Origin of the sequence: Paraburkholderia sp. (genome assembly GCF_036488505.1) — a bacterium.
Lineage (GTDB): Bacteria > Pseudomonadota > Gammaproteobacteria > Burkholderiales > Burkholderiaceae > Paraburkholderia.
Genome location: NZ_DASXHN010000484.1, coordinates 1 through 23,301, shown reverse-complemented (window position 1 = coordinate 23,301; position 23,301 = coordinate 1). Strand labels below are relative to the sequence as shown.

Below are 23,301 nucleotides of genomic sequence, written 5' to 3'. Positions count from 1 at the left end.
CAGAAAAGTGATGCGCAAGTATTGCATTCCAGCCACTTCGTTGAACGCGCGACCGGTTCGAAACCAGCGCGCTACTACTCATTACTACTCTTACTGCAAGCTGTACTGTTGGATCACAGTACCAAGCTGTTCGTTCATTTGCTGCATTGTACGCCGGATTTCTTCAGCGGGAAATGCTTCTCCGTGTCTTACGCTGCTCTGCAGCTTAAGCAGTTCCGATGCCAGCGACAGCGCTGCCATGACGGCAATGCGATCCATGCCGCGCACGTTGCTGGCGTTACGGATTTTTTTCATCTCCGCGTCGACGCGCGCGACGGCTTCGAGCAATGCGCCTTCCGTTTCCGGCGAACAGGCGAGACGATAGGGGACATCGAGGATCGAGACTTCGATCTGCTTGGTGGTCATGCATTTTCTCCGTGGCGGCTCACGTCGCTTTCCGCTTCCTCGCCTTCGGGCTGAGCGGCTTCGAGCAGATCGAGTTGGCTATCCGGCTCGCTGCTCGCGCGTGCGCGCGGCAATTTTTCGAGAATCGCATTCAGGCGCACCTGAGCGTCGTCGATCTTGGCGGACAGCGCGTCGCGTTCGGCCTGCAGTGTGTCGCGCTCTTCGCGCAACTCGGCAAGTTCCGCATGTGCGGTTTGCACGCTGGCACGCGCGAGTGCGAGCTGCTCTTCGAGCGCGAGCCGCGCTTCGTTGTGGCGCTGGCTGATCGCAATCAGCTTGCCGATATTCTGGGAGAGTGATTCGAGTTCGGTGAGCATCTGCTGCGTCCTCTAAAGACATCGCATTTTAGCGCGGAATGTTACACGTTCCGACAATTGTCTCGTTTCGAGACGTAACAACATCGCTTGTTGCACGCTTTTTCCCGACCATAAGATGAAAAACACGTCGCCGCCGGACGATAGCCTGCATTTAACGGAACGGTTTTGCGCGGGCCGGCTTTCTTGACGCCCATCGAGGCCGCTCCTAAACTTGCCGCACTCTGGTGCCCGCGCGTGCGTTTCCGTGCGCGCGGTTAAACGGGAAGCAGGGCACGCGCGGTTTCGAAAACCGTTCGCGTGAACCTGCGCTGCCCCCGCAACGGTAAGCGACCGCATGTGCGCATGCAGGTCGGTCCTGAAACGCAGGTTCGAAGCTTAGCCTGTGAGTGTGCCACTGCGCGTGACGCGTGGGAAGGCGGACCGATGCGTCGCAGCCCGGATACCGGCCAGAAGGAGAGCACGTCGCCCGCCAAAACATCAAGCATGGGGACGTCTCGTTACGCGTCGGCCTGCGGGGAAGCGGGCCGCGCACGCCACTCACAGGAATGTCATCCGATGCTGTCCCCCGTCGCCCGCGCGGCGTTGCTCGCGTTCGCGAGCCTGCCACTGGTCGTTCATGCGCAAAGCGCAGAATCCGCGGCTGCGGCCTCCTCCGTGCCGGCCGCCACTTCGTCGTCGCCTTCTTCACCGTTGTCCGCATCTTCGTCCGCATCTTCGTCGTCACCCTCGTCTTCGTCCGACGCTGCGCCAACCGCGGCCGCCGACGCGAGTCCCCCCGCCGCTCAACCGGTCACCGCACTGTCGCCCATCGTCGTGACCGCGGGCCGCGGGCCGCAAGCGCTCGCCGATGCGATCCCGCAAACCGCGTTGTTCGATCAGCAAGACATCGCGGACACCACCGCGACCGATCTGCCCGGTCTGCTGCAACTCGCGCCCGGCGCGCAAATCACGCGCACCGGCGGCCCCGGCTCGACCGCGAGCCTCTATTTGCGCGGCGCGTCGGCGACGCAATCGCTGGTGTTGATCGACGGCGTGCGCGTCGATTCGGTGAGCCTCGGCGCCGCGCAGCTCGCGCAGATTCCGCTCGACCAGGTCGATCACGTCGAAGTGGTGAACGGCAACGTGTCCGCGTTATACGGCTCGGGCGCGATCGGCGGCGTCGTGCAGGTGTTCACGAAGAACGGCGGCGATCATCCGCCACGTTTCGACTTCTCGCTCGGCTACGGCAGCTATCACACGCAGACGCAAACGATGGGCGCCAACGGCGCGCTCGATCAGGACGGCCGCACGACCTTCAGCATCGCACTCGCGCGCACCAAGGACGATGGCTTCTCGTCGATCAATCCGAGCCAGGCGCCGGGCGCGAATCCGAATGCGAACGGCTATCTGAACGAGAGCATCTCGGCATCGCTGCGTCACACGTTCAACGACCGCTGGGATGCAGGCGTGCGCTATTTCCAGTCGAACGGCAACGACAGCTACGACAACGCGTATGGCGTGCCGACCGATCTGAACGACCTGTACAGCAAGGTGAGCCAGTTGTCCGTGTTCGCGAACGGCAAGCTGACCGACTGGTGGACCACGCACTTCACGGTCGCCCAGGGCAACGATCGCAGCGTGTCGAATACCAACGGCATCTACAACGGCCGCTTCGATACCGACAATCGCCAGTACACGTGGCAGAACGATTTCGCGTTCGCCGCGCATCAGAAGCTGCAGGTGGGCTACGAACATCTCGACCAGAGCCTCGAGTCCGACACCTTCGCCGCGCCCGAGCGGCATGTCGATTCGGTGTTCGCCGGCTACACCGCGCGGTTCGGCCGCAGCCAGATCCAGGCGAACGTGCGGCGCGATCAGTATTCCGATTTCGGCGGGGCGAACAGTTACTATCTTGGCTACGGTTTCGACATCACGTCGCACTGGAAGGCAACCGCAAGCTATTCGGATGCGTTCCGCGCGCCGAGTTTCGACGATCTGTACTTTCCAATCAGCGGTAATCCGTCGATCCAGCCCGAACGCAGTCATTCCGTGGAAGCCGCGCTGCAGTACGCATCGGATGCGCTCGGCGTGATGCGCTTGAGTGCATTCCAGACGCGCTATTCGAATCTGATCGACTACGTGCAGACGATCCCCGGCATCTATCTGGCCGAGAACGTCGGCCATGCGAAGGTGCAGGGACTCGAAGGATCGTGGAGCGGTCATGTCGGCAAGACCGACGTACGCGCGTCGCTGACGCTGCAAAACCCCGTCGACCTCGATAACGACGTCGACCTCGTGCGGCGCGCGCGGCGCTTCGGCGCGCTGACGATCAACCGCAGCATCGGCGCATGGCGCGTCGGCGGAGAGTGGATCGTCAGCGGGCCGAGCGTCGATAGCACCGGTAACCTGGGCGGCTACGGCGTGTTGAATTTGTCCGCGCGCTACAACATCACGAAAGCGTGGTACGTCAGCGCGCAAATCCAGAACCTGTTGAACAAGGACTATGAAACGGCCTACTCGTATAACTCGCCGGGGCGCGGTGCGTATGTCACGCTCGGCTGGCAGCAGCAGTGACGCGCGCGCCGGGTCGGGCGAACGCATGAGCGCATGCCGATGAACCGCGCGCCCGCTTCGTTGCACACACGAGCACCGGTGCGCACGATGAGCGCGCGGCGCGCGGCCGCGATCTGGCTCGGGCTCGCGATGGTCGCGCTGGCGGTGCTGGTCGCGTCGCTCGCGCTCGGCAGCGTGCCGCTTGCGCCGTCGCGTGTGGTCGCGGCCTTGACGCCGTCGCATGCGTTTGGCGGGGTGTCCGCGGGCGCAGCGAGTAACGATCTGGCGGGCGAAATCGTGCGCACGCTGCGCTTGCCGCGCGCGCTCGCTGGTTTCGCATGCGGCGCGTTGCTCGCTCTTGCCGGGGCGTTGCTGCAAGTGTTATTGCGCAATCCGCTGGCCGAACCGTATGTGCTCGGCGTGTCCGGCGGTGCGGCGACATTCGCGCTGGCCGCGATGATCGCGGGCGGCGCATGGTGGATCGTCGATGCGAGCGCCTTTGCCGGCGCGTTCGTATCTATCCTGCTGGTGCTCGGGCTCGCGCGTCGCGAGCTATGGCGTGGCGAGCCGCAAGATACGTCGCCGCGTCTGCTATTGACCGGTGCGGTCATCGCGGCGGGCTGGGGCGCACTGATCACGCTGCTGCTCAATGTCGCTCCCGACAGCCGTCTGCGCGGCATGCTTTTCTGGCTGACCGGCGACCTCAACGGCGGCGCATTGCCGTGGACCGCGCTCATCGCGCTGGCGCTCGCGCTGATCGCGATCGTGCCCGCCGCGCCGCGTCTGAACCTGCTGCTACGCGGCGACGCCGCCGCGCAGGCGCTCGGTGTCGCGGTGATGCCATTGCGTTTGCGCGTCTATCTGGTGGCGTCGCTCGCGGCGGCCGCGGCGGTAACGACCGCGGGCACGATCGGTTTCGTCGGCCTCGTCGTGCCGCATATGCTGCGGCTCGCGTTCGGCAACGATCAACGCATGCTGTTGCCGGCCGCCGCGCTCGGCGGCGGCGTCGCGGTGATGGGCGCGGACCTGATCGCGCGCACCGCGATCGCGCCCGCGCAATTGCCGGTCGGCGTGATTACGTCGCTGGTCGGCGTGCCGGTGTTTCTCTGGATGCTGTTGAGACGCCGCCGATGATTCGAAGCCGCGACAGTTCATCCCGTTCATGTCTGAGCGTGCACGAGCTGACGTTGCGCGCCGGCCCGCGCACCTTGCTCGACGCGTTCACGCACAGCTTCAACGCGGGCGAGGTCTGGTGCATCGCCGGGCCGAACGGCGCGGGCAAGACGACGCTGCTGTCGACGCTCGCCGGGCTCGCACGCGCGTCGGCCGGGCATGTCGAACTCGACGGCGTGCGGATCGCCGACTGGCAGCCAGTGCCGCTCGCGCGGCGTCGCGCGTTGATGCCGCAAAGCGTGGCCGATGCGTTCAGCGCGAACGTGTTCGACGTGGTGCTGTTGAACCGCTTCCCGCATCTGGGCGACTGGGGCTGGGACGGCGACGAGGATCGCGAGATCGCGCACGCGGCGCTCGCACGGCTCGGCCTCGCGCAGTTCGCCGCGCGCGACGTGCTGTCGCTGTCGGGCGGCGAGCGGCAACGCGTCGCGCTCGCGGCGGTGCTATGTCAGGACGCGCCGCTGCTGCTGCTCGACGAACCGTTGTCGCATCTCGATCTGCATCACCAGATCGACTGTCTCGAAGCGCTGGTCGGATGGACGCGCGAGGCGGGCGATAGCAGCGCGCGCAGTGTGCTGTTCTCCTGCCATGACCTGAACCTCGCGCGCCGCTTCGCGACGCACGCGTTGTTGCTCGACGGCGAAGGCGGCGCGCATGCCGGCCCGGTGCACGACGTGCTGACCCCCGCGTTGACGAGCCAGGCGTTCGGCTATCCGCTGATTCTGATTCGCGATGGCGAGCATGAGGCGCTGATTCCCGCGCCGCGTACACGTGATCGAGCGCCGGCCGGCCATGACAGCACGTCGGGCTGACCTCCTACTGCGACATTCTCTTTTCGGACCACGTCCATGACTCTCTTCCCCCGTCCGGCCGGTTTGCCCGAGGTCGCGCCACTCGATCAAACGCTGAGCGCCGGGCTGCAACAGATCATCGATACGCGCACGAAGCCGCCCGGCAGCCTCGGCCGGCTCGAAACGCTCGCGCTGCAGATGGGCCTGATCCAGCGCACCACGCACCCCACCGTGCAACGGCCGGCGATGATCGTCTTCGCCGGCGATCACGGCATCGCCGCCGAAGGGGTGAGCCCGTATCCGCAAGCGGTGACGGCGCAGATGGTCGCGAACTTCGTCGCGGGCGGCGCGGCGATCAATGCGTTGAGCCGCGTCGCCGGCCTCGAACTCGAAGTGGTCAACGCGGGTATCGCGACGCCGTTGCCTGACAGCGCTGGACTCGTCGACATTCCGATTGGCGCTGGTACGCGCAACTTTGCGCACGAAGCGGCGATGACGCAGGACCAGACGCTCGCCGCGATGCGGGCCGGCGCGGCGAGGGTGCGGCATCACGCGGCGCTGGGCACCAACGTGATCGGCTTCGGCGAGATGGGCATCGCGAATACGTCGGCGGCCGCGTGTCTGATGAGCCGGTTGTGCGACGTGCCAATCGACGAATGCGTCGGCCGCGGCACCGGTCTCGACAACGCCGGCCTCCGGAAAAAGCGCGACGTGCTCGCCGCGGCGCTCGCGCGTCACACGGATGTCCATGCGCCGCTTGATGTACTGGCGACCTTTGGCGGCTTCGAAATCGCGATGATGGCCGGGGCGTATCTTGCCGCTGCCGAAGCCCGCATGGTGATTCTCGTCGACGGCTTTATCGCGACTTCGGCGCTGCTGGTTGCCGACGCGTTGTCGCCCGCGTTGCGCGAGTACTGCGTATTCGCGCATGCGTCGAACGAGGCGGGACATCGCCGCATGCTCGATCATTTCGGCGCACAGCCGCTGCTGTCGCTCGAACTGCGGCTCGGCGAGGGTACCGGCGCCGCGCTGGCGGTGCCGTTGCTGCGCGCGGCGGTGGCCTTCATCAACGAGATGGCGAGTTTCGACTCCGCGGGCGTCGCGGAGCGCGACGCGTGATGCGCGCGACCACGCGCGTCGCAATGAGCTCGATCGCCTTTCGCCTGCACCGGGCCGGCCGATGAACCCGCTCGCGGAACTGCGCTATTTCTTTACGGCGCTCGGGTATTTCACGCGCGTGCCGGTGCCGCGTTGGGTGGGCTACGAGCCGCACTATCTGAACGCGGCGGCACGTTATTTTCCGCTCGTCGGCGTGCTGGTGGGCGGCCTTAGCGCACTCGTCTATCTCGCCGCGCTGCGGGTGTTGCCGGCCGGCGTCGCGGTGCTGCTGTCGATGGCCGCGTCGCTGCTCGTGACCGGCGCGTTCCACGAGGACGGTCTCGCCGATTGCGTCGATGCGTTCGGTGGCGCCTATACGCGTGATGATGCATTACGCATCATGCACGACTCGCGCATCGGTGCATTCGGGGCCATCGCGCTCGTCATCGCGTTGGCGATCAAGTGGCAAACGCTGGCGGCTTTGCCGCCGCTGCGCGCCGCAAGTCTGATGATTGCGGCGCACGGCGCGAGCCGCGCGTGCGCAATCAGCTATCTGGCTACGCTCGACTACGTGCGCGCCGCAGGCAAGGCGAAGCCGGTCGCGCAGCGCCTGTCCGGGCCCGCGCTGCTGTGCGCGGCGCTGTTCGGTCTGCCTTGGCTGCTGTGGCCGAACGGGCCCGGCGCGCCGGCCTGGCGCTTCGCCGCGCTCGCGTGCGCGGTGCTGCTCGTGCTGCGTCTGGCGATGGGCCGTTACTTCGTCAGACGCCTTGGCGGCTATACCGGCGATTGCCTCGGCTTCGCGCAACAGATATTCGAACTGAGCATCTACTTGGTGGGACTCGCATGGATATCGTCCTGATTCGTCATCCCGCTGTCGCGCTCGATGCGGGCGTGTGTTATGGCCACGCTGACGTCGCGCTGGCCGAAAACGCGAAGATCTCGTCGAGCGCGTTGGCACTGCGGCTCGCGACATTGCAGGTGCCCGCACCGCGCGTGCTGATATCGAGTCCGCTCACGCGCTGCGCGGCGTTCTCGGCCGAGATCGCGAATGACTTCGGCTGCGTGGTCAGCCACGACGACAACCTGAAGGAAATGGATTTCGGCGACTGGGAATCGCAGCGCTGGGACGCGATCGATCGCGCGCAGCTCGACGAATGGGCCGGCAATTTCGACCATGCGCGCGCGCACGGCGGCGAGAGCGTCGCGCAGTTCGTCGCGCGCGTGCACGCGTGGTTCGATGCGTTCGCGCGGACTCGCGAGCTGTCGCCCGCCTATGTGGTAACGCATGCGGGTGTGGTGCGCGCGATCGCGTCGTGGGTGCTCGACGTGCCGCTCGCGCGTTGTCTGCAATGGTCGCTCGATATGACGGGGATCGTGTGGCTGCGGCGCAACGACGACACGCAGCAGTGGGCGCTGGTGCGGTGGAACGCGTGAGGGCGCCGAACGCTACCGATGCTCGCGGCGCGAACGCGCGAGATCCAGGTCCTCGCACAACTGCCGCGCGCCTTGCGCGATGCGCGGGGCGGGACGGTTGATCAGATCACCGTCGATCGCGAACAGGTTGTGGTTCGCGACGGCCGCGAGGCCTGGCCATGCACGCCAGCTGTCGAGTTGCGGCAGCGCCGTGTCGGGCCGCGTCGCGCCCGGCGCGGCGGTGACGATCGCCTGCGGATTGGCGGTGAGCACCGCTTCGGTCGAGACGGTCGGCACCAGCGGCTGCAGCCCGGCGAACACATTGCGTCCGCCACATAGCGCGATCACGTCGCTGATCATGTGCTCCCGGTTGAGCGTCATCAACGGCCGCTCCCATACCTGATAAAACACGCTGACCGGCGCACGGTTCGCGTACTGCGCACGCAGACTCGCGATGTCCGCGCGATACGTGGCCGCCGCCGCGTCGGCGGTGCCCGACGTGCCGAGCAATTGGCCGAGCTTCGTCAGCGATACGGCGATGTCGTCGAGACGATGCGGTTCGCTGAAAAAGAGCGGGATGCCCAGCTCGCGCAATCGATCGAGCTGACGCTGCGCATTGCCGTGCCGCCATACGACGATCAGATCGGGTTTCAACGCGACGATGCGTTCGAGGTCGAGCGCCTTGTTGTCGCCCACGCGCGGCAACTGCTGCGCTTGTGGCGGGTAGTCGCTGTATGCCACCGCGCCGACCATTTTTGCGCCGCCGCCGGCCGCATAGAGCAGCTCGGTCACATGCGGCGCCAGGCTGATCACCCGTTGCGCGGGAGCCGCCAGCGTGACGGTCGCGCCCGTGTCGTCGGTGACGCTGATGGCGGCGTGCGCGCTCAACGTGCTGATGACGAGCGCGGCGGCGCCAAGGAGACGCATCAAGCAGTGCGGTTTTACGGCGAAGCGGATCATCAGGCGAGCGTGGTTGACGTAACGTGGTTTGAAGGGGGCGCGCGAGCGGCATCGAGCGAATGCCAGGAGCCAGGCGCGCTAATCCGTCGGCGCGGCATCGATGGCGCGCATGGCTTCTTGCAGTCGCTGTTCGAAGCGGCGCCACTCGGCCTCGGTGCCGGGCAACCCGACACGCACACTATCGGATGACGCCGCGAGCGAGCGCGCAAACAGCCGCGTCCACACGCCGCGCTGCGCGAGCGCTTCGTGCAAGGCGGCCGCGCGCGCATCGTCGGTCCATGCGAAAAGCGGTGTGCCATGCGTGACGAAACCGTACGAGCGCAACAGCTCGATGAGCCGCGCGCTTTCATCGGCGAGCCGCGCGCGCATCCGCACTTGCCACGCGGTATCGGCGAGCGCGGCGCTTACCGCGTGACGCGCGGGGCCACTGACCGTCCAGGCGCCCAAGCTTTCGCGCAACGTCGTGAGCAACGCGGGCGCGGCAAGCACGAAGCCCGCGCGTACGCCGGCCAGTCCGAAGAATTTGCCCGGCGAGCGCAGTACGATGAGCCCATCGCGATGCGTGCTCGCGGCCAGCGACGCGTCCGGCAACGTATCGGCGAACGCTTCATCGACGAGCAGCGTGCCGCCGCGCGTGCGCAGTTGCGCATGCCAGCGCAGCAATCTGCTCGCATCGAGACGCGTGGCGGTCGGGTTGTTTGGGTTCACGATCGCCACGTGTGTGAGCGTGGCGGGCAGCGTATCGCGCTGCACCTCGAGCGGCGCGACCTCGTGGCCGGCGCGCGCGAACGCCGGCGCATATTCGCCATACGTGAGCGGCGCGATGCCGACGGTTGCGCGCGGCAACAGCGCCGGCAGCGCGCGAATCGCCGCCTGGCTGCCGGCGACCGGCAGCACGTGCGCGGCGTCGGGCGCGCCGTAATACAGCGCCGCACGCGCGGCGAAGCCGTCGCCTTCGTCCGGCAAACGGCGCCACACATCGGCGGGGACCGGCGGCACCGGATAGCCGTGCGGATTGATGCCGGTCGACAAGTCGAGCCACTGCGGGTACGGGATCCTGTAGCGCGCCGCCGCTTCGTGCAGATTGCCGCCGTGCGCGATCGGGACGGCTGCCGTGTCTGGTGGCGCCGATGGCGAATCGTCGATCCGCTCGTGCATCGGCTCGTTCATCCGCTCATTCATCCGCCCACGCATCGGCTCAGCCATGAAACGGCACGCTCAGCAACGCCAGCACGATCAGCACGGCCAGCCACAGAATCACCGTGCGCTCGACCAGCATCAACGCGGCGCCTACATGGCGGGTCTCGGCGGGATGGCCGAAGCCGAGCGTCGGCCGTTGTTCGAGCGCGCCGTGATACACCGCCGGGCCGCCGACCAGCACGTTCAGGCTGCCCGCGCCGGCCGCCATCACCGGTCCCGCGTTCGGGCTATCCCAGCGCGGCGCCTGCTCGCGCCAGCAGCGCCAGGCGGTCAGCGTATCGCCGAGCAGCGCGTAGCTCGCGGCGGTCAGGCGCGCCGGAATCCAGTTGAGCACGTCGTCGATGCGGGCCGCAGCCCAGCCAAAGCGCAGATAGCGCTGCGTGCGATAGCCCCACATCGCGTCGAGCGTATTGGTGAGACGAAACGCGAGCGCGCCAGGCCCGCCTGCAATCGCGAACCAGAACAGCGCGCCGAAGATCGCGTCGTTGCCGTTTTCGAGCGCCGATTCGACGGCGGCGCGCGCGAGCGCGGCTTCGTCGGCCTGCGTGGTGTCGCGCGACACGATGCGCGCGGTCAGCTGGCGTGCGGTGGCGAGATCGCGTTGCTGCAGCGCGCGCGCGATCGGCGCGATGTGATCGCGCAGGCTGCGCGCGCCGAGCGCGAACCACAGCAGCGCAACGTGCAGCGCACAGGCCGCAAAAAACGGCAGCACAGCGACGAGCGCCCACGCGATCAGTACCGGCGGCAGCACCGCGAGCGCCCACGCGAACAGCCCTTTGAGCCGCAGACGCCGGCCGCGATTGCAGCGCGCTTCGATGCGCGTGGCCCACTTGCCGAAGCCGACCAGCGGATGCCCGCGGCCCGGCTCGCCGAACCAGCGGTCGACGGCCATGCCCGCGGTGGCGAGCGTCGCGATCAGCGGCATCGTCAGTATCGACATCACATGCGGCCCGCGCCTTTCAGCGCGAGCGGCAAGCCCGCGACCATCAGCGTGGCCGTGCTGCTCAGCGCGGCGACGCGTTGATTGACGCGGCCGAGTTCGTCGACGTAAAGACGCGTGGCCGCACCGAGCGGCACGACGCCGAGGCCGATTTCGTTGCTGACGACGATGAGCTTGCCGCGTGCTTCGGTGAGCGCCGCTTCGAGCGCGGCGGCTTGCGTGTGATAGTGCGAGAGCAGCGGCGCCGCGCCGTCGGCGGGACAGAGCAGGTTTGCGAGCCACAGCGTCAGGCAGTCGATCAGCAGGCACTGGCCCGGCGCGTCGTGTTGCGCGATCGCGCCGGCGAGATCGCTATCCGCTTCGACGAGGCCCCAATGCGCGGGCCGCCGCGCGCGATGATGCGCGATACGCGCGCTGAATTCGGCGTCGCCGCTGACGCGGGCCGTGGCGATGTAGGTGACGGGCAGCGCGCTGTCGCTGGCGAGCCGCTCGGCGTGCGCGCTCTTGCCCGAGCGGGCGCCGCCGAGCACGAAGGTGAGGTCGCGAAGAGTCATCGCGTGATTGTACCGGCGGGCAGTGCGGTGCGGCCCGGCGCGGTGGGATAATGCTGCGCGACCGGTGGGCCATTAGTCCGTCTACCTCTTTACACCGCCGCTTCCGACCCGAACCGATACCCGTGACACGCACCCCGACCCCCGCCGACGCGTTGCCCGTGCCGCGCGGCACGCTGATGATTCAGGGCACCACGTCCGATGCGGGCAAGAGCACGCTGGTCGCGGGTCTGTGCCGCCTCGCGCGGCGCGCGGGCGCCCGGGTCGCGCCGTTCAAACCGCAGAACATGGCGCTGAACAGCGCGGTGACGGTCGACGGTGGCGAAATCGGCCGCGCGCAGGCGTTGCAGGCGGTAGCCGCGGGCATCGCCGCGCACACCGATCTGAATCCGGTGCTGCTGAAGCCGACCAGCGATCGCGGCGCGCAGGTGATCATTCACGGCAAAGCGCGCATGAATCTCGATGCGCGTGCGTATCACGACTACAAGCCGGTCGCATTCGAGGCGGTGCTGGCGTCGTATGCTCGGCTGCGCGCGGCGTACGACACCATCTTTGTCGAAGGCGCGGGCAGCCCCGCCGAGATCAATCTGCGCGAGCGCGACATCGCCAACATGGGTTTCGCGGAAGCGGTCGATTGCCCGGTCGTGCTGGTTGCCGATATCGACCGCGGCGGCGTGTTCGCGCATCTGACGGGGACGCTCGCGTGCCTGTCGCAGAGCGAACAGGCGCGGGTGCGCGGCTTCATCATCAACCGCTTTCGCGGCGACATCAGCCTGCTCGAGCCGGGCCTCGACTGGCTCGAAGCGCAGACCGGCAAGCCGGTGCTTGGCGTCGTGCCGTGGCTGCACGGCTTGACGCTCGATGCCGAGGACATGCTGCCGCCCGAATTGCGCGCGGCCGGCGGCGGCGACGCGGACCGCCTGCTGCGGGTGGTCGTGCCGGTGCTGCCGCATATCAGCAATCACACCGATTTCGACGCGCTGCGCGCGCATCCGCAGGTCGATTTTCAGTATGTGCGCAGCGGCACGCCGCCGCCACCGGCGGATCTGATCATCCTGCCGGGCTCGAAGAACGTGCCGGGCGACCTTGCGTTTTTGCGCGCGCAAGGCTGGCACGACATACTCGCGCGGCATCTGCGTTATGGCGGCCGCGTGATCGGCATTTGCGGCGGCATGCAGATGCTGGGTCACGAGATCGCCGATCCGCATGGCGTCGAGGGCGCACCGGGCAGGTTCGCGGGCTTCGGCTGGCTCGATTATTCGACGGTGCTCACGCGCGACAAGACGCTGACGAATGTGACAGGGCAGCTTGCGTTGCCCGGCGCGCCGGACGTAGCCGGCTACGAGATCCACATGGGCGAGACGCGCGGGCCGGCGCTGGAGCGGCCCGCGTCGTGGTTGAGCGGCGAGCAGGGCGCCGGCGATGCGCACGGCGCGCGGCCCGATGGCGCGCTGTCGGCCGACGGGCAGATTCTCGTGACGTATGTGCATGGGCTGTTCGACACGCCGGCCGCTTGCGCGGCGCTGCTCGCGTGGGCCGGCTTGCGCGATGCCGAGCAGCTCGACTATCCGGCGTTGCGCGAGGCGTCGCTGGAGCGGCTGGCCGATACGCTCGCGGCGCATGTCGATCTGCAGCGGTTGTTCGCGGTGATGGGGTGAGGGGCGTGCGCTGACCTGAAAAGATCGTTTTCGGGCTCGTCACGCTCCCAAAGCTCAGTACAACACCATCTGCGTACACCGGAACAGCGCAATCGTCCTGCCGTCCGGATCGGTCACCGTCGCGTCCCAAACCTGGGTGCTGCGGCCAAGATGCACGCCGGTCGCGACCGCGCGGATCGTCCCTTGGGTCGCCGTGCCGAGGAAATTGCTCTTCAGCTCGACGGTCGTGAAATTGCGCGCGTTCTGCGGCAGATGCGCGAGACACGCGTAGCCGCAGGCGGTGTCGGCGAGCCCGATCACGGTGGCCGCGTGCAGGAAGCCGTTCGGCGCGAGCAACTGGTCGCGCACGGTGAGTTCTGCGACCAGTTGGCCCTGATCGACGGACAGCGCGCGCAGCCCGAGCAGGTCCGGCAGCGTGCCTTTCTGGCGCTCGTGCAAGCGTTCGATCGTGTATTCCGGGCGCAGTTTGCTCATGGGTTTCAGGTCCTTGGTCGAAAAAAACGGGGCAATCAGACGCCGATTCGCGGTTCGGGGCTTCGGCCGCGCTGCATTTGTCGATATTATCAACGGCTGGACACGCGGGCGAACCTGACAGCCGACCTGAAACGGCCGGGATCGGAACCGCCGGCACAGTTCTGAGCAGATCAGGCGCACGCACGAGCAATAACGCGGCAAACCGGCTGGCGGCGTCCAGCCTTCTTTCCGGGAGATTTCATGTCGGTGATCGTGGTGGCGAATCCGAAGGGCGGCGTGGGCAAAAGCACGCTATCGACCAATCTGGCCGGCTATTTCGCCGCAGCGGGCGAATGGGTTGCGCTGGCCGACCTCGACAAGCAGCAGTCCGCGCATGCATGGCTCGAACTGCGGCCCGACACGCTGCCGGCCATCGAGACCTGGGAAGTCAATCCCGAGACGCCGGCCAAGCCGCCGAAGGGACTCGAGCACGCGGTCGTCGACACCCCGGCGGGTCTACACGGCAATCGCCTGAACATCGCGCTCGATCTCGCCGACAAGGTGATCGTGCCGCTGCAGCCGTCGATGTTCGATATTCTCGCGACCCAGGAATTCCTCGAACGACTCGCGAAGGAAAAGGCCGTCAGGAAGGGCGCGATCGAGATCGGCGTGGTGGGTATGCGCGTCGATTCGCGCACGCGCTCGGCCGAGCAATTGCACCGCTTCGTCGAGGGGCTAAAGCTGCCGGTGCTCGGTTTTCTGCGCGATACGCAGAACTACGTGCAGCTCGCGGCGCACGGCCTGACGCTGTGGGACGTCGCGAAAAGCCGCGTGGAGAAGGATCTGGAGCAATGGGAGCCGATCGTCGAGTGGACGAACGGCACCAGCAGGAAGGGTTGAGGCGCGACTGACGGCGGTTCGCCGGGGCCGCCCGTTGCCGTAGCGGTAACGGCGCGCGCAAAACACGAAGTGCCGCCGCAAAAAGCCGAAATCAAAAAGCGGCAAGCGGCCGCGCGATACCCCAGCGGCCGCCGGCATCAAAAGAACCAAAGACGAATCCCCGAGCGCGCTCAGCTCCAGCTTTGCGTCGGCACGTGATCGCGGCTGCCCTTGATCTTGTTGTTTTCGTCGACGAATACGAGCTCCGGCTTCCAGCCCGCCTTCAGCTCCGCTTCGTCGACCACCGCGAACGCCGCGATGATCACCAGATCTCCTAACTGCGCGCGCCGCGCGGCCGAGCCGTTCAGCGAAATCATGCCGCTGCCGCGCTCGCCCTTGATCGCGTAGGTCGAAAAGCGCTCACCATTGTTGATGTTCCAGATATCGATGCGCTCGTTTTCGACGATGTTGGCCGCTTCGAGCAGATCTTCGTCGATCGCGCAGGAGCCCTCGTAGTGCAGCTCGCAATGTGTGACGGCGACGCGGTGGATTTTCGACTTCAGCATATTGCGTTGCATGACCAATCCTTGAATTCGCTGTATGGCTTCGCTGTCTGACTTCGCTGTTGACTGATGCCGCCGGGGTTGGTGGCGTCAGATTTCGAGGTTGTCGATGAGCCGGGTCGCGCCGAGCCTGGCGGCGGCCAGTACGACGAGCGGCGCGTTCGCGTCCTGCGCGCCTGGCGCGAGCAGGTTCGAGCGCTTGCGGATCGCGATGTAGTCTGGCTTCCAGCCGCGCGCGGCGAGCGCTGCCATAGCCGCCTGTTCGAGTTTCGCGAAATCGCGCTCGCCCGCGAGCACGCCGTCACGGATGCGATTGAGTTCGACGGCCAGCATCGGCGCCTCGGCGCGCTCGGCCGCCGACAGAAAGCGGTTGCGCGAGCTCAACGCAAGGCCGTCGGTGTCGCGCACGGTTTCGGCGGCGATGATGTCGGTCGGCAGCGCGAACTGGTTGCACATCTGTCGCACGATCATCAACTGCTGGTAGTCCTTCTTGCCGAACACCGCGACGCGCGGCTGCACGCACGACATCAGCTTCATCACCACCGTGCATACGCCGTGGAAGAAGCCCGGCCGGAATTCACCCTCGAGGATGTCGCCGAGATCGTGCGGCGGATGCACGCGATATTCCTGCGGCTCCGGATACATATCCTTTTCGGTGGGCGCGAACAGCACGTAGACGTTTTCGCTTTGCAGCTTCTCGATGTCGGCTTGCAGCGTGCGCGGGTATTTGTCGAAGTCTTCGTTCGGGCCGAACTGCAGCCGATTGACGAAAATGCTCGCCACCACCGGGTCGCCGTGCTGGCGCGCGAGACGCATCAGCGACAGATGGCCGTCGTGCAGATTGCCCATCGTCGGCACAAAGGCTGTGCGATTCTGGCCGCGCAACTGGTCGCGCAATTCATAGATCGAGCTGATGACTTTCATGATCGGACAGGGATTGGCTCGCGCCGCGCGCGATCTGGTTGGCGCAAACCTGACGGAATCGCGCGGGCCGCCGCGTCACCGGGCGATGACGGGTTCGGAGCGCGGATTGTAGTGGATTTGTGGGCCTGGCGCACCGAAACGCGGGTGGCGGCCGGCGCCGGCTGGGGCGCTCACGCCCGCCCCGCCTTGCATGGGCGACGGCGCGGCGGTCTTTCCTGGGGCGGTGCGCGATGTCGCCGGGCGGGGTGGGGCCCGGCTGGCGGCGCGTAAGCGTAGCGGTGTGGGTCAGCGAGTAACTAAGCGCGCAACTAAGCGCGCACTCGGCCGCGATTGGGCCGACGGACCGCCTTCAAATGGACGGGCGGAGCAGCCCAGCCGGCATCGGGCTGGTATCAGGCCGGCAGATACGCGAGACGCACGTAAATCGGCGCGAACGGTTCTGCTTGGGTGATCTCGACGAGCGTTTCGCGGCACAGTTCGAGCACCGCGATGAAATTGACCACGACGACCGGCACGCCGCGGCTGGTGTCGAACAGATCGGAGAACTCGATAAAGCGCGCGTTCTGCAACTGCCGCAGGATCAGGCTCATATGCTCGCGCACCGACAGTTCTTCGCGCGAAATCTTGTGGTGCTGGACCAGCTTCGCGCGCTTGATCACGTCGGCCCATGCGGCGCGCAGATCGTCGCTGCTGACGTCCGGGAAGCGCGGCGTGATGCTCTGCTCGATATAGACCTCGGCGCGCAGAAAGTCGCGCCCGAGTTGCGGTAACTGGTCGATGCGTTGCGCGGCGAGCTTCATCTGCTCGTATTCGAGCAGGCGGCGCACCAGCTCGGCGCGCGGATCATCGGCTTCCTCGCCGGTGTCGGCCTTCCTGACCGGCAGCAGCATGCGCGACTTGATCTCGATCAGCATCGCGGCCATCAGCAGATATTCGGACGCGAGTTCGAGGTTGGTCTTGCGCAGCTGCTCGACATAGCCGAGGTATTGCTCGGTGACATCCGCCATCGGGATGTCGAGCACGTTGAAGTTCTGTTTGCGGATCAGGTACAGCAGCAGATCCAGCGGCCCTTCGAAGGTCTCGAGGAACACCTCGAGTGCGTCAGGCGGGATATACAGGTCGTTCGGCAGCTTGAACAGCGGCTCGCCGTAGAGACGCGCGAAGGCGACGCCGTCGATGGTGTCGGGCGTCGAATCGGTGGCGGGCGTGGAGAGCGCCGCGTCGGCCGGCGCAGCCGGCGCGCCGTGTGCGTCGTCAGCGTGACTCATCGATGAGGTCGGCGTCGGTGCGACCGGGGCACTCAAAAGTTCTGGTAGTACGAGTAAGGCGTTTGTTCGATACGCGAGGCTGTTTGCTCGGCGCGCTCTTCCAGATCGATCGGCTGTTTGTCCCACAGCAGCGCGCGGCCTTTGCGTTGCTCGGCTTCGAGGTAGGGCTTCTGTTGCTTGAGCTGATTCAGGAACTGGGTGATGTCCGATTGATACATGGCTCGAGGTCCGTGGTGGGTAGGGTGGCGGCTCTCAGGCTGGCCGCTTTGGCATGCCGTGAGGGCGGCGCCGTTGCACGGAATTTTACCGCATGCGCATCGCACGGTCGAAAAACGCTGCGAGCCGCCCATTTTTGAGACTTCGCGGGCGCCTGCGATGTGGTCAAATAGCATGCCGCGCCCGCCCGACCGGCGGCGGCAGCGGGACTCACCAACTGTGTGCCAACTGTGGGCGGAGGTCGTGTTTGGCGGGAGGTACGTTTGACAAGCCGCGTTCGCGGCCCGGCGCGGCCGGCCAGCAACGCGGGCGGGCACGCCGATGCGCCGCTCGCGCGCGGCGCTGGTTGCGCACGCGGCTCACGCTCTCCCTTTCGATGCTGACGATGTTGACCCTGCTGGCGCTGGCCGGCGAGGCTCACGCGGCGCGTAAATCAGCCAGCTACAAGGTCGACGTGATCGCCGAGCCACGCTCGCTGCGCCGGCTGCTCGAAGACCACCTCGACATCGCCCGTTTCGCGAAGCGCCCCGACATCAGCGACGACCAGTTCTCGTTCCTGATCACCGCTACGCCGCAGCAGGTGCGCGATCTCGCCGCGACGCAAGGCTATTTCACGCCGGTCGTTAGCACCGACGTGCGTACCGTCGACAAACTGCGGCAGGTCACCGTTCGAGTCGAGCCGGGCCCGCAGACCGTCGTCACGTCGGTCGATCTGTCGTTTCGCGGCGCGGTGCTCACCGAAGACCCGGCGCAGGAAAACGCGACCCGCTTCGCGTTCTCGCTGCATCAGGGCCAGCCGTTCTCGCAGGGCGACTGGGACGACGCGAAGAACGCGTCGTTGCGCCAGTTGCAATCGCGCCGCTATCTGGGCGCGAAGATCTACCACTCCGAGGCGCTGATCGATCCGCGCACGCATACCGCGAAGCTGTCGGTGATCTATGACAGCGGGCCGACCTTCACGATGGGCAACATCGACGTGTCGGGCACGCGGCGTTACCCGGAACGCATCGTTCACAACGTCAATCCGATTTCTCCCGGCGACATCTACGACACCCGCACGGTCGCCGAACTGCAGCGCCAGTTGCAGAACACGCCGTACTTCGCGAGCGTCGCGATCGATCTCGACAACGATCCGGCCAAGCCGCTCAACACGCCGGTCCATGTCAAGGTGTCGGAGTTTCCGTACCACAGCTTCCGCGGCGGCGTCGGCTATTCGACCGACAACGGCCCGCTGGTGCAAGGCTCGTACTCGTATCTGAACACGTTCGGCATCGCGTGGCCGTTCACTGTCGAAGGGCGCGCCGACCAGACCCAGCAGTACGGGCAGATCCAGCTGTCGATGCAGCCGGGGCCGCGCGCGTGGACCAATAGCGTGCTCGCGTCGTACACGACCACCGACGTCTCCGATACGCGCATCTACAGCATTCGCGGTGGCGTGCAGCGCTCGCGCACGTCGCAGTTCCTCGACTACAACTACTCGCTGCTGTTCTACGACGACCGGCTCGACCAGAACGCGGCGCCGCCGACCACCGCGCATGCGCTGGTGCCGGCGTGGTCATGGACGCGGCGCGATACCGACGACCCGCTGTTCCCGCGTCGCGGCAACCTGATCCACGTCGAAGCCGGCTTCGCGGTGAAGGGGCTGCTCGCCGACCAGTCGTTCATCCGCGGCTACGCGCGCGGGCAGCAGTACGTGCCGATCGGCGCGAACGACATCGTGCTGATCCGCGCCGAACTCGGCGGCGTGTTCACGAGCGGCAGTTCGAGCGGCATTCCGGCGTCGCTGCTGTTCCGCGCGGGCGGTTCGAATTCGGTGCGCGGCTACAGTTTCCAGAGCATCGGTAACGACGTCGCCGGCTCGATCCTGCCGACCAAATACCTGCTCACGACGGCGGCGGAATACCAGCACTGGTTCTCGCACAACTGGGGCGCTGCCGCGTTCTTCGACGTCGGCACCGCGACCGATACCTGGGGCGAAAAGGTCTTTTATCCGGGCGTCGGCGTCGGCGCGCGCTGGCGCAGTCCGGTCGGGCCGGTCAACGTCGATATCGCGTACGGGATCCGCAATCGGAGCGTGCGGCCGTACCTGACGCTCGGCATCGCCTTCTGACGTTCGATGACAGCGCGCCACCTCCTTCGCTACTTTATTCGGCACCTCATTCACGCATGACCATGGACGTCAACGACCCGCCCCGCGCGCAGCCGCCCGGCGATATGCCGCCTGGACAGCCCGGGCAACAGCCGCCCGAACCACCGCCGAAGCGGCGCTGGGGCTGGCTGCTGCTGAAAACGGCGGCGGCGACGGTGGCCGTGCTGACGTTGCTGGCCGCGCTCGCGGCCGGCCTGCTGTACGGCGTGCTGACGACCGAGCGCGGCACCGCGTACGCATGGGATGCGGCGGTCAAGCTGCTGGGCGGGCGGCTCGCCGGTACGCTCGATGGCGGCACGCTCGCGCGCGGCGTGCAATTGCGCGATGTGCGCTGGCGCAGCCTCGACGGCAGCGGCACCGAGATCCAGGTCGACCGCGTCGCGGGCCGCTGGGCGCTCGCGCGCGAGCCGTGGCGTTTCACGATCGAGTATCTGCGCGTGGGCACGATCGACGCGCGGCTCGGCGGGTCGTCGTCGAACAGCAGCGAGCCGTTCAGTCTGCCGAAGGATCTGCGCCTGCCGATGCAGCTCGAGATCCGCGATGTGCAGGTCGGGCAGCTACTGCTGCACCAGGGCGCGTCAACGACCGAGCTGTCGCACTTCGCATTTCACGGACGCAGCGACGGGCGCCATCACGAGGCCGCGATCGACCGGCTCGATACGCCGTTCGGCGCAGTGACGGCGTCGCTGAAGCTTGACGGCGTCGAGCCGTTCCCGCTGACGGGCGAGGTCGGCTACGCGGGCAAGGTCAAGGACGAGTCCGTGCAGGTGGCCGGGCATCTGAGCGGCACGCTCGAGGAACTGGTCGCCGAACTCGATGCGAGCGGGATGAAACTTGCCGGCCATGCGCGGATCGAGGCGACGCCGTTTGCCGCCGTGCCGCTGCGACGCGCGATGCTGACGTTCGATCATGTGAACCCGCAGGCCTTCTCGGCCGGCGCGCCGCTGGCGGATCTCGCCGTGCGCGCGGAGTTGCAGCCGGTGGAGCTGGCGGGGGCGGGCGGGGCTGGCGGCGCTAGCGGGATGGCCGCCGCGAGCGGCGCAAGTGCGGCAAATACGGCGGCGAGTGGGGCAGTCAAGGGCGGGCCGGCGGCCGCGCTGCAAACGCCGGCAAGCACGGTCGACGCGGCAAGTGCGAACCGCGCCGCGAGCGCGGCGGGCGCCGCGGAAGCGTCCGCACCGGGCGTGAGCCGCGGCCACCATCAGCAACCCGCGCAGCCTGCCGCCGGATTCGCCGTGGCCGGGCACCTGTCGATCGTCAACGCGAAGCCCGGCGCGATCGACCAGAACCTGCTGCCGCTGATCGACGCAAACGCGGACGTGCGGCTAGACGCGCAGTCGCAAAGCATCTCGAACCTGAACGTGCGGATCGTGCGCAACGCGACGGTCACCGGCGGCGGTACGCTGCGCGGCCGGCGCGGCCAACTGGATTTGCGCGTCGCGCGGCTCGATCTGAACGCGTTGCAGGCGACCGTGCGGCCGACCCAGCTGTCCGGCCCGATCGGCATCCGTCTGAACGACGACATCCAGAGCGTCACGCTCGATCTGGCCGACCCGGCCGCCGCCCTGCACGCTCAGGGCAAGATCACCTTCGACCCGGCGCGCATCAGTTTCAACGACGTGCGCATCACGTCGGGCCGTGGCCGCATCGATCTGTCCGGCGCGCTCAAGCACGACTCGAACGCGACTTACAACCTGAAAGCGCAACTGACCGATTTCGATCCGCTGTCGCTGACCTCGCAGATGCCATCGCGAACGCCGGTTACCGCACCGGCCGCGCGCGCCGCCAGCGGCCCGCAGCGCACGCCGCGCACGCAGGCCGCCGCGCTGGCTGGTAGCGCCGCCGGCGCGAAGAGCGCGGCGCCGGGCGACCAGGCCGCCGCCATCGCGAAGAACACCGCCAAGGCGGCGGTGCAAACCGAAGTGCTCGAACGCAGAGCGCCACCGCCAGCGCCCGCGCATCACGCACCCCATGCGGCGCCGCCGCGCAGGATCGAAGCCCGCGTGAATGCGACGCTGAGCGCCACGGGCGTGCTCGCACCGGCGTTCACGACCCGCGCCGAATTCAATCTCGGCCACAGTGTGTACAACGGCTTGCCGCTGACTGGCGGCGGCATGATCCAGCTGGCCGGCTCGCGGATTCTGCCGAGCCGCGCGAACCTGTCGGTGGCGGGCAATCAGGTCGATTTGCAAGGCAGCTTCGGCGCGCCCGGCGACCGGTTGCGATTCCGGGTCGACGCGCCGCAGCTCGAGCGGCTCGGCTTCGGTCTCGCGGGGCTGATCGACGCCGACGGCGACGTCACCGGCTCGTTCGCTCACCCGAACGTCATGCTGAACTACAAGGCCGACAGCGTCGTCTTCGGCAACAACCGGCTCGGCCATGCGGAAGGCCACGCCGAGGCGCGCGACGGCGCGAACGGCGCGCTCGCGTTCACGACCGACGCGCGCAACCTGAGCGCGGGCGGCGTCGAGTTGCGCACGCTGAGCGCGCGCCTCTCGGGCACGCGCGCGAACCATACGCTCGAAGCGGCGGCCACCGGCGAGCTGCAGCATCACCCGCTCGATCTGACGCTCGCCGCCAACGGCAAGCTGACCGACACGCGCGACGGCAGCCGCTGGGACGGCACGCTCACGCGTCTGCAGAACCGCGGCAATCCCGCGCTCAATCTCGAAGCGCCGCTCGCGGTGAGCGCGGGGCCGGGCCGGCTCACGCTCGGCGCGACGCGTCTGACGATCGAAGGCGCGGTGCTGAGCCTGAAATCGTTCGCGTTCGATCACGGCCGGATCCAGTCGGCCGGCACCCTTACCGACGTTTCGGTCGCGCGTTTGCAGCAGTTGCAGCATGAGATCACCGGCGAGCCGCCGTCCGCCAGGACCGATCTGGTGTTCGACGGCGACTGGGACTTCTCGCTCGGCGCGACGGCGAGCGGTCATATCGAGCTGCGGCGGCGTAGTGGCGACGTGACGGTCGAGATCGGCCGCGGGCTCGCGTCGATGGGCATTAGCGATATCCGCGCGCGCGCGGAATTTACCGGCGGCAACCGACTCAATGCGACCGTACATGCGCAGGCAAGCCGGGTCGGCGTGATCGATGCCAACGCGCATACGACGCTGGTCATGCGCGACGGCCTGTTGACCGTCGACCCGCAGAGCGCGCTGTCGGGCGACGTGAACGCGAGCGTGCCGTCGCTGCGCACCACCGGCGGCCTGCTGGGTCCGAGCTATCTGCTCGACGGACGCCTCGGGCTCAAGCTCGCGCTTCACGGCACGGTCGGGAAGCCGAGCGTGACGGGCGCGCTCACCGGCGATGGGCTGTCGGCGACCGTGGTCAGCCAGGGCGTGCAGTTGAAGGACGGCGTGGTGCGCATTGCGCTGTCGGAGAACATGGTCGACTTCCAGCAGGTCGAGTTCCGCGGCGCGAGCGGCACGCTGCGCGCGACCGGCCGCATCCGCATCGACGGCGCCGAGCCGGATCTGACCGCGAGCATCGTTGCGGACAAGCTCGACGTGTTCGCGTCGCCGGACCGGCATCTGTCGCTGTCGGGCAGCGCGAGCATCGCGAACGGCGGCACGGAAAGCGGCCTTGCGATCAACGGCAAGTTCGTCGTCGACAGCGCGCTGTTCGATATGCCCGAGCAAGCCGCGCCGAGCCTCGGCGACGACGTCGTGATCATCCGCCCGGACGGCACGCGTTCGGGCGGTCAACCCCGGCCGACCGACGGCGAGGCGCCGCCGGCCAGCCCGTTCGCGCCGCGTGCCAACATCGAGATCGG

At 67.3% G+C, this 23,301-nt stretch carries 21 protein-coding genes and 1 riboswitch; of the genes, 10 read left to right on the top strand and 11 right to left on the bottom strand.

What is annotated here, in order from left to right; translation table 11 throughout:
* Window positions 1–90 precede the first annotated feature (90 nt).
* A complete protein-coding gene (locus VGH68_RS27675) occupies window positions 91–405 on the bottom strand; it encodes a cell division protein ZapA (protein WP_331606915.1) in 315 nt (104 codons plus the stop codon).
* Window positions 402–761 carry an ATPase gene (locus tag VGH68_RS27670; protein ID WP_331606914.1) on the bottom strand — a complete coding sequence of 120 codons (360 nt, stop codon included), beginning with the start codon at window positions 759–761 and terminating at the stop codon, window positions 402–404. Before VGH68_RS27670 ends, VGH68_RS27675 begins: the two co-directional genes overlap by 4 nt.
* A 205-nt stretch (window positions 762–966) precedes the next feature.
* Window positions 967–1,226, top strand: a riboswitch (cobalamin riboswitch).
* Window positions 1,227–1,316: 90 nt separating this feature from the next.
* Between VGH68_RS27670 and VGH68_RS27665 the strand changes: the two genes are divergently transcribed.
* The 6 genes from VGH68_RS27665 to cobC all read left to right on the top strand — a co-directional run bounded on the left by VGH68_RS27665 (window position 1,317) and on the right by cobC (window position 7,789).
* On the top strand, window positions 1,317–3,314 hold the full coding sequence (locus tag VGH68_RS27665) for a TonB-dependent receptor plug domain-containing protein (protein ID WP_331606913.1): 1,998 nt from the start codon (window positions 1,317–1,319) through the stop codon (window positions 3,312–3,314).
* A gap of 39 nt (window positions 3,315–3,353) precedes the next feature.
* On the top strand, window positions 3,354–4,427 hold the full coding sequence (locus VGH68_RS27660) for an iron ABC transporter permease (RefSeq protein ID WP_331606912.1): 1,074 nt from the start codon (window positions 3,354–3,356) through the stop codon (window positions 4,425–4,427).
* Entirely contained in the window at window positions 4,424–5,278 is an 855-nt protein-coding gene (locus VGH68_RS27655) for an ABC transporter ATP-binding protein (RefSeq protein ID WP_331606911.1), read from the top strand. The genes VGH68_RS27660 and VGH68_RS27655 overlap by 4 nt, the downstream gene beginning before the upstream one ends.
* 36 nt (window positions 5,279–5,314) lie before the next feature.
* Window positions 5,315–6,376, top strand: coding sequence for a nicotinate-nucleotide--dimethylbenzimidazole phosphoribosyltransferase (gene cobT, locus VGH68_RS27650; RefSeq protein WP_331606910.1), 1,062 nt, complete (start codon window positions 5,315–5,317; stop codon window positions 6,374–6,376).
* A 61-nt stretch (window positions 6,377–6,437) separates the two neighbouring features.
* A complete protein-coding gene (locus VGH68_RS27645; RefSeq protein WP_331606909.1) occupies window positions 6,438–7,214 on the top strand; it encodes an adenosylcobinamide-GDP ribazoletransferase in 777 nt (258 codons plus the stop codon).
* A complete protein-coding gene (gene cobC / locus VGH68_RS27640) occupies window positions 7,199–7,789 on the top strand; it encodes an alpha-ribazole phosphatase (protein WP_331606908.1) in 591 nt (196 codons plus the stop codon). The genes VGH68_RS27645 and cobC overlap by 16 nt, the downstream gene beginning before the upstream one ends.
* A 12-nt stretch (window positions 7,790–7,801) precedes the next feature.
* Here the strand turns inward: cobC and VGH68_RS27635 are convergent, their stop codons facing one another.
* The 4 genes from VGH68_RS27635 to cobU all read right to left on the bottom strand — a co-directional run bounded on the left by VGH68_RS27635 (window position 7,802) and on the right by cobU (window position 11,422).
* Window positions 7,802–8,695 carry a cobalamin-binding protein gene (locus tag VGH68_RS27635; RefSeq protein WP_331606907.1) on the bottom strand — a complete coding sequence of 298 codons (894 nt, stop codon included), beginning with the start codon at window positions 8,693–8,695 and terminating at the stop codon, window positions 7,802–7,804.
* 111 nt (window positions 8,696–8,806) lie between these two features.
* Window positions 8,807–9,886, bottom strand: coding sequence for a threonine-phosphate decarboxylase CobD (gene cobD, locus VGH68_RS27630; protein WP_331606918.1), 1,080 nt, complete (start codon window positions 9,884–9,886; stop codon window positions 8,807–8,809).
* Window positions 9,887–9,926: 40 nt separating this feature from the next.
* Entirely contained in the window at window positions 9,927–10,868 is a 942-nt protein-coding gene (gene cbiB, locus VGH68_RS27625; RefSeq protein ID WP_331606906.1) for an adenosylcobinamide-phosphate synthase CbiB, read from the bottom strand.
* Window positions 10,868–11,422 carry a bifunctional adenosylcobinamide kinase/adenosylcobinamide-phosphate guanylyltransferase gene (cobU, locus tag VGH68_RS27620; RefSeq protein WP_331606905.1) on the bottom strand — a complete coding sequence of 185 codons (555 nt, stop codon included), beginning with the start codon at window positions 11,420–11,422 and terminating at the stop codon, window positions 10,868–10,870. Before cobU ends, cbiB begins: the two co-directional genes overlap by 1 nt.
* Before the next feature lie 176 nt (window positions 11,423–11,598).
* Here cobU and VGH68_RS27615 point away from each other — a divergent pair, with 176 nt between their 5' ends.
* A complete protein-coding gene (locus VGH68_RS27615) occupies window positions 11,599–13,077 on the top strand; it encodes a cobyric acid synthase (protein ID WP_331606916.1) in 1,479 nt (492 codons plus the stop codon).
* A gap of 54 nt (window positions 13,078–13,131) precedes the next feature.
* Here VGH68_RS27615 and VGH68_RS27610 read toward each other — a convergent pair whose 3' ends face one another.
* Window positions 13,132–13,551: a PaaI family thioesterase gene (locus VGH68_RS27610; protein ID WP_331606904.1), complete on the bottom strand. Its 420-nt coding sequence runs from the start codon at window positions 13,549–13,551 to the stop codon at window positions 13,132–13,134.
* Window positions 13,552–13,791: 240 nt separating this feature from the next.
* On the opposite strand from VGH68_RS27610, the gene VGH68_RS27605 reads away from it, so the two are divergent.
* Entirely contained in the window at window positions 13,792–14,430 is a 639-nt protein-coding gene (locus VGH68_RS27605; protein ID WP_331606903.1) for a ParA family protein, read from the top strand.
* A gap of 170 nt (window positions 14,431–14,600) precedes the next feature.
* Here VGH68_RS27605 and panD read toward each other — a convergent pair whose 3' ends face one another.
* The 4 genes from panD to VGH68_RS27585 form a co-directional block, all read right to left on the bottom strand.
* On the bottom strand, window positions 14,601–14,987 hold the full coding sequence (panD, locus tag VGH68_RS27600) for an aspartate 1-decarboxylase (protein ID WP_331606902.1): 387 nt from the start codon (window positions 14,985–14,987) through the stop codon (window positions 14,601–14,603).
* 75 nt (window positions 14,988–15,062) lie between these two features.
* Complete coding sequence (gene panC, locus VGH68_RS27595) at window positions 15,063–15,896, bottom strand: pantoate--beta-alanine ligase (protein WP_331606901.1); 834 nt, start codon at window positions 15,894–15,896, stop codon at window positions 15,063–15,065.
* Window positions 15,897–16,288: 392 nt separating this feature from the next.
* The gene (locus tag VGH68_RS27590; protein ID WP_331606900.1) at window positions 16,289–17,164 is read right to left on the bottom strand and encodes a ScpA family protein; all 876 of its coding nucleotides are present in this window, start codon (window positions 17,162–17,164) and stop codon (window positions 16,289–16,291) included.
* 32 nt (window positions 17,165–17,196) lie between these two features.
* Window positions 17,197–17,382, bottom strand: a complete 186-nt coding sequence (locus tag VGH68_RS27585) for a DUF3460 family protein (protein ID WP_331606899.1) — start codon at window positions 17,380–17,382, stop codon at window positions 17,197–17,199.
* Between the two features lie 245 nt (window positions 17,383–17,627).
* Between VGH68_RS27585 and VGH68_RS27580 the strand changes: the two genes are divergently transcribed.
* Complete coding sequence (locus VGH68_RS27580) at window positions 17,628–19,490, top strand: autotransporter assembly complex family protein (RefSeq protein ID WP_331606898.1); 1,863 nt, start codon at window positions 17,628–17,630, stop codon at window positions 19,488–19,490.
* 56 nt (window positions 19,491–19,546) lie between these two features.
* A partial coding sequence (locus VGH68_RS27575) for a translocation and assembly module protein TamB (protein WP_331606897.1) occupies window positions 19,547–23,301 on the top strand: 3,755 nt, incomplete at its 3' end.

Bases quoted from the DNA above. Each gene is read 5' to 3' on its own strand.
- cobC (WP_331606908.1), top strand. From the start codon at position 7,199: ATGGATATCGTCCTGATTCGTCATCCCGCTGTCGCGCTCGATGCGGGC.
- VGH68_RS27635 (WP_331606907.1), bottom strand. From the start codon at position 8,695: ATGCGTCTCCTTGGCGCCGCCGCGCTCGTCATCAGCACGTTGAGCGCG.
- VGH68_RS27610 (WP_331606904.1), bottom strand. From the start codon at position 13,551: ATGAGCAAACTGCGCCCGGAATACACGATCGAACGCTTGCACGAGCGC.
- cbiB (WP_331606906.1), bottom strand. From the start codon at position 10,868: ATGTCGATACTGACGATGCCGCTGATCGCGACGCTCGCCACCGCGGGC.
- VGH68_RS27585 (WP_331606899.1), bottom strand. From the start codon at position 17,382: ATGTATCAATCGGACATCACCCAGTTCCTGAATCAGCTCAAGCAACAG.
- cobT (WP_331606910.1), top strand. From the start codon at position 5,315: ATGACTCTCTTCCCCCGTCCGGCCGGTTTGCCCGAGGTCGCGCCACTC.
- VGH68_RS27665 (WP_331606913.1), top strand. From the start codon at position 1,317: ATGCTGTCCCCCGTCGCCCGCGCGGCGTTGCTCGCGTTCGCGAGCCTG.
- VGH68_RS27645 (WP_331606909.1), top strand. From the start codon at position 6,438: ATGAACCCGCTCGCGGAACTGCGCTATTTCTTTACGGCGCTCGGGTAT.
- panD (WP_331606902.1), bottom strand. From the start codon at position 14,987: ATGCAACGCAATATGCTGAAGTCGAAAATCCACCGCGTCGCCGTCACA.
- VGH68_RS27660 (WP_331606912.1), top strand. From the start codon at position 3,354: ATGAACCGCGCGCCCGCTTCGTTGCACACACGAGCACCGGTGCGCACG.
- VGH68_RS27605 (WP_331606903.1), top strand. From the start codon at position 13,792: ATGTCGGTGATCGTGGTGGCGAATCCGAAGGGCGGCGTGGGCAAAAGC.
- cobD (WP_331606918.1), bottom strand. From the start codon at position 9,886: ATGCACGAGCGGATCGACGATTCGCCATCGGCGCCACCAGACACGGCA.
- panC (WP_331606901.1), bottom strand. From the start codon at position 15,896: ATGAAAGTCATCAGCTCGATCTATGAATTGCGCGACCAGTTGCGCGGC.
- VGH68_RS27675 (WP_331606915.1), bottom strand. From the start codon at position 405: ATGACCACCAAGCAGATCGAAGTCTCGATCCTCGATGTCCCCTATCGT.
- VGH68_RS27615 (WP_331606916.1), top strand. From the start codon at position 11,599: ATGATTCAGGGCACCACGTCCGATGCGGGCAAGAGCACGCTGGTCGCG.
- VGH68_RS27590 (WP_331606900.1), bottom strand. From the start codon at position 17,164: ATGAGTCACGCTGACGACGCACACGGCGCGCCGGCTGCGCCGGCCGAC.
- VGH68_RS27655 (WP_331606911.1), top strand. From the start codon at position 4,424: ATGATTCGAAGCCGCGACAGTTCATCCCGTTCATGTCTGAGCGTGCAC.
- VGH68_RS27670 (WP_331606914.1), bottom strand. From the start codon at position 761: ATGCTCACCGAACTCGAATCACTCTCCCAGAATATCGGCAAGCTGATT.
- cobU (WP_331606905.1), bottom strand. From the start codon at position 11,422: ATGACTCTTCGCGACCTCACCTTCGTGCTCGGCGGCGCCCGCTCGGGC.